The following is a 7,952-nucleotide window of genomic DNA, read 5'->3' on the forward strand; positions in this document are numbered from 1 at the left end:
ACCACATACTCAAGGTCGCATTGAGGTGTGAAGTTAATTTTTACTAATTTGAGAGTAAAACTATGAAATTTGAAGCAGTAGTACGTACTGAACTAGGTAAAGGTGCGAGCCGCCGCCTACGTCACGCTGGTAAATTCCCAGCTGTAATCTACGGTGGCGAAGCAGCAGCTGTAGCTATCGAACTTGTTCACGCTGACGTGATCAACCAAATGGATAAGCCTGAATTCTACGAAACAATCACTCTAGTGATTGACGGCGCAGAAGTTAAGGTTAAGCCGCAAGACGTTCAACGTCACGCGTTCAAGCCTAAAGTTGAGCACATGGACTTCATCCGTATCTAATTCCCTACCAAGGAATAAGATTGGATAATTCCAAGCCTTCTGCATAGAAAAGATAATCGATCTTACCAGTCGAGAAATCTAGAAATTCGAAACCCCGATGCTACCAACATCGGGGTTTCACCGTTTTTGAGCCCTCAAAAACATCGTAAATCTCGCGCAATACACTGAAAATAATCAACTTTCCTCTTCCCCACTTTATCCCGGTCTTGCTTGGGTGAATTAAGGGTGGACGAAAGGTGGACTTATACAGTAGTTTTTCTAACACAAAGACTAGACCGCTTTTTCGCTAGCCTCCACACACTCACTTTTCAAAACATAACACTCAGCCTCCCTGGCCAAAAATTATGGATTCGGATACCGAATTAGCGAATAAAGAGGAGTAATATTAGGATGGTTGTAGCAGTTTACCTTGGAAGGTTATCGTACATTTACAGGGTCAAGCGGCCTGATTGCCCGACTTTCCTTAGGCTCTTCTTTCTAGAGCGTTCGTAATGTCTTTTTTGAGTTCCTCTGAAAGGCGTTCGAATTGTTTTGGTACAATCAAACCTTCCTCGCACATTTGCATGAGTTGGATAAATGCTCGGCTTCGAGAATGGCCATCAAAAATAAGCTTCATTTGCTTTTGAGATTCTTTGGAGTACTCGCACATAAAGTGAAACCTTTCCCCTACAGATTCTGATTCATCAGTAATCGCTTTGATGGCTTCATCTAGCTGACGAGTACAAAACAGTTGCGCAGCTTCACTCTTTATCTCGCAAAAGATTTTCCAATCAGACTCTTTGATATTCATACAGACCTCCACAAAGTGTTACTTCTTAGGGTAGAACATTACTGCTTATAAACGACGTAAGCGACACGATTACCCAATAGTAAATAGAGCGCTGTTAACACGAAATCTATTCTTTCATTTGAGTGCAAAGGTTAGCTCTGAGTGTTCAATAGCTGTAACTAGTAGCCGACTTCCAATACCCTTGTTCTGGTAATTTCGATTTCACTTGATGCTAAGAAATACAGGCATAAAATTTGGCCAGAGGTACATATAAGAATCCGCCTTAAATGCTTGTTATCTGCGTTGCTGAAGATTAGCGACATGATGCTTATACTTCTTCTCACGCCAAAACCATATTGCATAACTTAAGGGGATAGCACCAATCGAGCTCCAGAAACCACTCATTAATACATCGGTAGTTTGTATCCACCCCCAAGCTGTTTCTGACATAAACAACGGCTCAATACTTCGACCGACCATCACGCCTAAGATTGCTGGAAATGATGTACGAGCAGTAAATTTGAGACTTCCTTTTTTCCTCTCTAGCTTCCATTTTGAAAACTCGATATCAGGATCTTTCACTATTGCCTCCATAAGATAATTTGCCTGAAGCACATAATGCCTAATTGAGTCGCTGACAACACTACCTATACACTCAAACCTACGACCGAAATCACTGAAACTAATCCAAGTATAAAATTACAAGCGTAACAGTCTGCTTAAATGCTTGTCATGGCGCAACTTGCAACACCTGTGGCGATTTACTACAATATAAATACAAACTAAATTAGGAGACATATTATGGCTACTGCAAGTGTACGTATTGACCAAGATCTTTTTGATAAGGCAGCGATAATGGCTAAAGCACTAAACCGCACTACACCAAAACAAATTGAGCACTGGGCTAAAATCGGGAAAATGATGGAAGACAACCCTGATCTACCTTATGAGTTCGTAAAGCAAGCAGTCATAGCAAAAGCTGAGAAGGAAGCAGGTAAATTAGAGGCTTACTCTTTTGACTAAGATTACCAACATTCTTCAGACACCTACTTTTAAGAAGGCGGTCAAGAAATTACACAAGAACCAAAAAACGGATTTAGATAATGCTATTCGAGCCCTTATGGAAGATCCGCATCTTGGTGAGCAGAAGAAAGGTGACCTGTTTTTCTTGAGAGTGCATAAATTTAAGATGGTTAAGCAATTAACATTGCTCGGTTATAGCTATGAAGATGGTACTGTAACTCTCGAACTAATAGCTCTCGGCTCGCACGAAAATTTTTATCGAGATATGAAGAAAATATATTGATTCAATGTAATCGAAAATATCCTTGCCCGTCTGAGCCATACTCGTTTGTTGAACGAAGCCGCTACGCGGCAGAGTAAAACAGCTACCATCCATACTCTTGTAACGCTATAACTCTCCTTATGAATAACACCTTACTAACCTTAAACTGCAAGGTAAACGACCTCCAACTATTGATGCCTATTCTCGTGCGGTTCGTCGAAAGGCATTTGATAATAAGGAGAATGGCATCAACCAAAATAGAGGAGGTGTGACGACGAAAGAAACGAAAAATAGCTAACTGGCTAATAAGATTGCTATCGCAACCTTATCTTGGCCTCGCTCGCCTTGAGAAAAACCTCAAAGCGATGTGCCCTTCAAACTAAATTACACAATTTACTTAATAAAGTGGCTTCGGGCTTATTCAACACTTGGGATTTAGTGTTGGCTGCGCAACACCTTAATCCTTAGTTCTTGCTGCTCATTTTGCAGCACGTGCTCCCCAAAGGGTTACAGCGAGTAAGAGACTACGGATTTTTACGTGGTCAAGCACACGCCTTAAGAGTTCGTATTCAGCTGTTGCTGTTGAACCTACTCTATATGATGCCGCCAGTGACAGCACCGATAGGGAGCAAAGCGATACGAATATGCCCTTGCTGTGCACATGAAATGGCATGTGTTGGAGTAAGCCGACCCACCTAGCCGAAAGGCATTGGATAATAAGGAGAATGGCATTGACGAAATCAGAGGAGATGTGACGACAAAAGAAACGAAAAACAGCTAACTGGTTGATAAGATTGCTATCGCAACCTTATCTTGACTTCGCTCGCCTTGAGAAAAGCCTCAAAGCGATGTGCCCTTCAAGTTCAATCGTACAATTTACTTAATAAAGTGGCTTCGGGCTTGTTCAACACTTGGGATTTAGTGTTGGCTACGCAACACCTTAATCCTTATTAGTTAGGTGCTTTTAGCCAAAGTACGAATGATTTCTAGGTAAGAACAGCCTAGCCAACTCAGGTACAGGTATGTCTTTCAGGTAATTTTGAGTACAAAAACAATGCCCGCATTCTCGCACTCGAATTAAATTTCTTAGCTGAGGGTGCTGCTCTGTAGCAAGATACAACGCATTCTGTGACTCTCTTCTAAGGCTGATATCGTCACTTATTGTAACTTGAGGGTTGTCAATTACAATCTCGTCTAAACATTGAAACAAAACTGGTCTTTGAGGCTTTCTAATTGTGACCATTTTTCTCTGGGTATCAAACTCATCCCATCGTTCTCTGAGTTCATCCACACTTTGAAAATATTTATCCTCTTGCGTTAAGTTATCATTCCAAAACATTGGGTTATTCTTGGTAACCCAAATATGCAAATCTTCATTTAACAAAAACTCAAGGTTAAATTTAAACAAAACTGGACCATATAGGTTTTGTCTTGGAAATAAACCATGGAGATCCACAGTATCAATGAACACATCACCCCAAACGTCAAATCTGATATCTTCTTCGTCAGAAGCTTGAGGAGTTTGGAAAAGTCCATTACTCGCAACATCTCCCCGAGACAACAAACCATCATTCTCAATAAACGTAATTGAGGTAGCCACTGTATTTGCGTGATGAAAATGAGTAACTCCTTTTTCAGTGAGTAACTCGTGAAGTTCCCTATTATCTAATCTCATTCTAAGCCTACATTTTCTATTTATATCAACTAACCATGCAGCGTGGTAAGGGGAGGACAAAACGCCTACCTTAATTCAGAGTGATCACCGTAACCGCAAAAGTGGATTCAAACGACTAATACAAGGCGTTTGAACCCATCAAAAATACTTAGCTAGATGTGCGTTATTCTGTAAGTTCTTTTCTTAGTTTTAACTCGTACATTGGGCAGGTAGTACTATTCCATGAATCCATTAAGTTGCCACAAACTTGACAGTTGAATGTGTCATTATCACGAGTTGGAAAGCGATGCATAGTTACAGAGTAAATAGAACCGCATTTGCTACAAGACTTATCTGAAGAGGACTCACTTGACCAAGTTTTTACCATTGGATTCTCCTTAGGCTTTTAGATTACATATAGACAGCATATACCCATCGCTAGAGAGTATAAGCATCAAAAGCCTCAGTGTATTGTTGAATATCAATAGTGTTGAAGAAATCTACAATTTGGTACCTAACGCCCTGTTAAGGTGATGAGATGGTCTCCCCCTACTACTTCACATGACTGTAAGCCATGCTTGGAGTGTTCAGGTCCGAAGTAAAAGGAGAAGACCATGACTCAGCATAAAATCATCGGCATCGATTTAGCAAAAAATATCTTCTTTCTTTTTGAAATCAATCATAAAGGGAAGAACCTTTGCCGTAAAAAACTTCAACGAAGTAAACTACTTAGTTACATCGCCAATAAAGCACCCTGTACTATCGCCATGGAAGCTTGTTCCGGCGCACACTACTGGGCTCGTGAATTCTCTCAGTTCGGTCACGAAGTCATACTCTATGCACCCCAGCATGTGAAAACTCAAAGGCGTAAACAGAAAAACGACTATAACGACGCCGAAGCCATTGCCGAAGTCGCGCTCTACAAAAGACCTCACCCTGTGCCTCATAAATCCGTCGAGCAACAAGACATCCAATCTCTTATTCGAATGAGACGTCTGCTCGTCACTGAAAGAACTCGTATCGTTAATCAAGTGCGTGGCCTTATCTCTGAATACGGCATCATTATGCCCAAAGGAGCCGCTGCTTTCAGAAAGGCCATACCCGAAATACTCGAGAACGATGAAAACCAACTGTCTTGTATATTAAGAGAACTGCTATCCCATCAGTACGAACGATATTTATACATCGACGAACAAGTAAAATGGTTCGACGAGAAACTTAACCAAACCATCAAGCAGTTCGAAAACGCAAAGCGACTCATGTCTATTCCAGGCTTTGGACCACTCACTAGCCAAGCCGTTGCAGTATGGCTTGGCTCTGGACAACAGTTCAAAACCGGTAGAGATGCCTCCGCCGCAATGGGGCTTGTACCAAAGCAAGATACCAGCGGCGACAAAGTCATTCTTCTAGGAATAACCAAAAGAGGCAACACGTATATCCGCTCCCTTCTCGTTCATGGAGCAAGAGCAGCGTTGAGGCGCGCCAAATTTAAATCCGATAATCTCAGTAAGTGGATGCTTGAACTCCAAGAGCGACGAGGACCAAACAGAGCCGCTGTCGCTTTAGCAAACAAACTCATGCGCATAGCGTGGGCCGTTATAACTAAAAATGAAGAGTATCAACCAAAACAAAGCTAATGATGATCACCAACCCTTTGCAAAGTACGTAGTAAGATGAATAACAGGATAAATCCTACACGTTGAAAACCTTATACTCACACTGTCTTATAAAGTCGATAAGGTGATTAGGACTTCGTGTTCGACTTCCTCATCTTGGCCAAGGCAATAGCCGCTCAACAGGCCGTATATATGGAAGTTAACCTGCGCTTTTAATCATACTGCTGACTTGCAAAACTGGGGGAGACCATATATGTGAGCAACGCGACCGCGAAACTCAACCTGACCACCGTAAACACAAAACCCAACGATGACATGAAAAATGCCATGCGTTGGGAATCACTCTTAAATGCTTTGTTAAATTTTTTTTAGGTCGAGGACTAAACGCTCAATCACCTTTGAGAAATCAGCATTGGATTTGACGTCATGAAAACTAGGAATAAAATATTCCCTCAATTCAACGGCTAAATCTTTGCCAAAATCAGAATCAAAACATTCCCAGTCTCTGAGAGTATCAAAAGACACTAAACTAATAGGAAATAGTTTTCTTTCACCTGTTTTCTGTTCTAGTTTGAAAGCTTTACGCAGTTCAGTTTTGACCCACTCTGACTTCATACTACTTTCGGATAAAACAATAACAAGTTTCTCATGTCCCTCTATTCCTTCAAATAGTTGTTCATGCACTTTTTTGCCCGCTCTTAAATTCTCTGGAGCAAACCAGCAACTAACGCCAGCACACCAAAGTGCGTCATATATTGATTTTACTTTATCCTCATCCGCTGTCGCATAGCTAATGAAACATGAGTAATAATCTTCTTTAGTCATTTCTAATCCGTAAAATCGTTCGATCAGGCTTTCACTTACACCTGCTTTTGTTAAAAATTTAATCGGCATATTATCGCCAAAGTCCGAGATAGTCTTTATAGAAAAAATTGATGTGGACATATGATTCATCGACTCTAGGTTTATAGCAGTCGTCAAATCTGTATCTGCGAAATCAGTACTTCCCAAAGTAGCATTATTTAAATCAACATTGATCAACTTAGCTTGAGTAAAGATGGAGTTTCGAATATCTGCCTCGATGAAGCCACACCTCTCAAATGTTGCCACTTGGAAATTAACATTCATAAGGTTTGATTTATAAAACTTACTACCATTCACCTTTGCATAAGCAAAATTTGAATAACAAGCCTCAACATAAGAGAAATCAGAAAATAAGATATCTGCGCCTATAAAATAGGCTCCAGCCAATTTGCTGTAGCAAAAATCCGCATTTGATATCATACAACCACTAAATACTGTCCTCTCAAGAATAGCACCTCGAAAAGAGCAGCCATTGAAAGTCATCTGAGTAAGCAACCTATTCTTTAGATCAAGCTGAACACCTTGCTTCCCTTGGCTTTGTAGCCAAATTCGGTGTTCACCAAACTTTAATTTCAGTTCTTCTTCTGTGATTTTTATCGCCATACTTCACCAAAAAATTTAACGCTTAAGTATTTATCCGTTGTCGTAGCACAATGGATAAATACCTGTTGGACTTGGCCGCTTCTATCTATGGAGTTTGCTTTTTAGGACTGACTTACGTTCCACTCTTATCATTAAGACTGGTACCCCATCAGCCGTCCATTTTCCACTTCTAGCCACCAATTTATCTACTGCGACCATACCCGTTGCATAATCTTTTTAAAAGCGAACAATGCCCCTCTCTCGCCATAACACAACGATAATTTTATTCATTACAATCAGACAACTAGGTCAGTCGATGCTCTGAAACGACTATCCTAGGTCTAATATTGATGCACACGAGTACCATGCTGTTGCTATGGCAGTTCGGACAACACGGTTTCTCTTTCGACACTTCCGACTTCTCTGCGGGTCGCTTTCGTAAGCTTTGCCTAATTTCCGCTATCGCTTTTACCCGTACCGCATTAGCTAAAAAGCCATAATAGCGTATTCGCATTAGCCCTTTAGGCAACACATGTAAAAGTAAGCGTCGAAGTAACTCGCCCGCATTACAACACATTCTTTGCGTCCCATTGGTTCGATAGTCTTTGTAACTCATCGTGATACGGCCATCCACGTTATAACTTAATTGGTTGGGATTTAACCCGATACGATTGCAATACCGAGATAGATAACCCACTACCGCTGTAGGCTCGTGGAGTACAGGTTTACTGTACACAACCCACCTCTTACTAGCGGCTTCCTCTAATAAATTACTGTGCGTTGCTATCAACTCGCTTACTCGGCATAACATCTCTTTCTTAAAGCGAACGGATAGGGCTTT

The 7,952-nt window shown here is 41.0% G+C and carries 9 protein-coding genes and 2 pseudogenes; 6 read left to right on the top strand and 5 right to left on the bottom strand.

Features of this window, described 5'->3' with window-relative positions:
* Positions 1-62 precede the first annotated feature (62 nt).
* Positions 63-341 carry a 50S ribosomal protein L25 gene (rplY, locus tag MED222_RS10795; protein ID WP_009847093.1) on the top strand — a complete coding sequence of 93 codons (279 nt, stop codon included), beginning with the start codon at positions 63-65 and terminating at the stop codon, positions 339-341.
* A gap of 463 nt (positions 342-804) precedes the next feature.
* Here the strand turns inward: rplY and MED222_RS10790 are convergent, their stop codons facing one another.
* Positions 805-1,131 (bottom strand): hypothetical protein, encoded by a 327-nt coding sequence (locus MED222_RS10790; RefSeq protein WP_009847094.1) that lies wholly within the window; start codon positions 1,129-1,131, stop codon positions 805-807.
* Positions 1,132-1,404: 273 nt separating this feature from the next.
* The gene (locus MED222_RS10785; RefSeq protein ID WP_032555221.1) at positions 1,405-1,725 is read right to left on the bottom strand and encodes a hypothetical protein; all 321 of its coding nucleotides are present in this window, start codon (positions 1,723-1,725) and stop codon (positions 1,405-1,407) included.
* A gap of 186 nt (positions 1,726-1,911) precedes the next feature.
* Here MED222_RS10785 and MED222_RS10780 point away from each other — a divergent pair, with 186 nt between their 5' ends.
* The 4 genes and pseudogenes from MED222_RS10780 to MED222_RS22665 form a co-directional block, all read left to right on the top strand.
* Positions 1,912-2,133: a TA system antitoxin ParD family protein gene (locus MED222_RS10780; RefSeq protein ID WP_009847096.1), complete on the top strand. Its 222-nt coding sequence runs from the start codon at positions 1,912-1,914 to the stop codon at positions 2,131-2,133.
* Positions 2,126-2,416 (top strand): type II toxin-antitoxin system RelE/ParE family toxin, encoded by a 291-nt coding sequence (locus MED222_RS10775; protein ID WP_009847097.1) that lies wholly within the window; start codon positions 2,126-2,128, stop codon positions 2,414-2,416. Before MED222_RS10780 ends, MED222_RS10775 begins: the two co-directional genes overlap by 8 nt.
* A gap of 103 nt (positions 2,417-2,519) precedes the next feature.
* A pseudogene (locus MED222_RS22660) lies at positions 2,520-2,615 on the top strand (integrase); the annotation flags it as partial.
* A gap of 248 nt (positions 2,616-2,863) precedes the next feature.
* Positions 2,864-3,094: pseudogene (locus MED222_RS22665) on the top strand (transposase); the annotation flags it as partial.
* Positions 3,095-3,359: 265 nt separating this feature from the next.
* Here MED222_RS22665 and MED222_RS10770 read toward each other — a convergent pair.
* Positions 3,360-4,070 (bottom strand): hypothetical protein, encoded by a 711-nt coding sequence (locus tag MED222_RS10770; RefSeq protein ID WP_009847098.1) that lies wholly within the window; start codon positions 4,068-4,070, stop codon positions 3,360-3,362.
* A 593-nt stretch (positions 4,071-4,663) separates the two neighbouring features.
* Here MED222_RS10770 and MED222_RS10765 point away from each other — a divergent pair.
* On the top strand, positions 4,664-5,686 hold the full coding sequence (locus MED222_RS10765) for an IS110 family transposase (RefSeq protein WP_009847099.1): 1,023 nt from the start codon (positions 4,664-4,666) through the stop codon (positions 5,684-5,686).
* Between the two features lie 336 nt (positions 5,687-6,022).
* Here the strand turns inward: MED222_RS10765 and MED222_RS21675 are convergent, their stop codons facing one another.
* Both MED222_RS21675 and MED222_RS22835 read right to left on the bottom strand, forming a co-directional pair.
* Positions 6,023-7,132: a toll/interleukin-1 receptor domain-containing protein gene (locus MED222_RS21675; protein WP_009847100.1), complete on the bottom strand. Its 1,110-nt coding sequence runs from the start codon at positions 7,130-7,132 to the stop codon at positions 6,023-6,025.
* 283 nt (positions 7,133-7,415) lie between these two features.
* A partial coding sequence (locus tag MED222_RS22835) for a transposase (protein ID WP_009847101.1) occupies positions 7,416-7,952 on the bottom strand: 537 nt, incomplete at its 5' end.

Origin of the sequence: Vibrio sp. MED222, assembly GCF_000153005.1 — a bacterium.
GTDB classification, from domain to species: Bacteria; Pseudomonadota; Gammaproteobacteria; order Enterobacterales; family Vibrionaceae; genus Vibrio; species Vibrio tasmaniensis_A.

Coding starts and splice junctions, on each gene's coding strand:
- rplY (WP_009847093.1), top strand. CDS start 63: ATGAAATTTGAAGCAGTAGTACGTACTGAACTAGGTAAAGGTGCGAGC.
- MED222_RS10790 (WP_009847094.1), bottom strand. CDS start 1,131: ATGAATATCAAAGAGTCTGATTGGAAAATCTTTTGCGAGATAAAGAGT.
- MED222_RS10780 (WP_009847096.1), top strand. CDS start 1,912: ATGGCTACTGCAAGTGTACGTATTGACCAAGATCTTTTTGATAAGGCA.
- MED222_RS10770 (WP_009847098.1), bottom strand. CDS start 4,070: ATGAGATTAGATAATAGGGAACTTCACGAGTTACTCACTGAAAAAGGA.
- MED222_RS10765 (WP_009847099.1), top strand. CDS start 4,664: ATGACTCAGCATAAAATCATCGGCATCGATTTAGCAAAAAATATCTTC.
- MED222_RS21675 (WP_009847100.1), bottom strand. CDS start 7,132: ATGGCGATAAAAATCACAGAAGAAGAACTGAAATTAAAGTTTGGTGAA.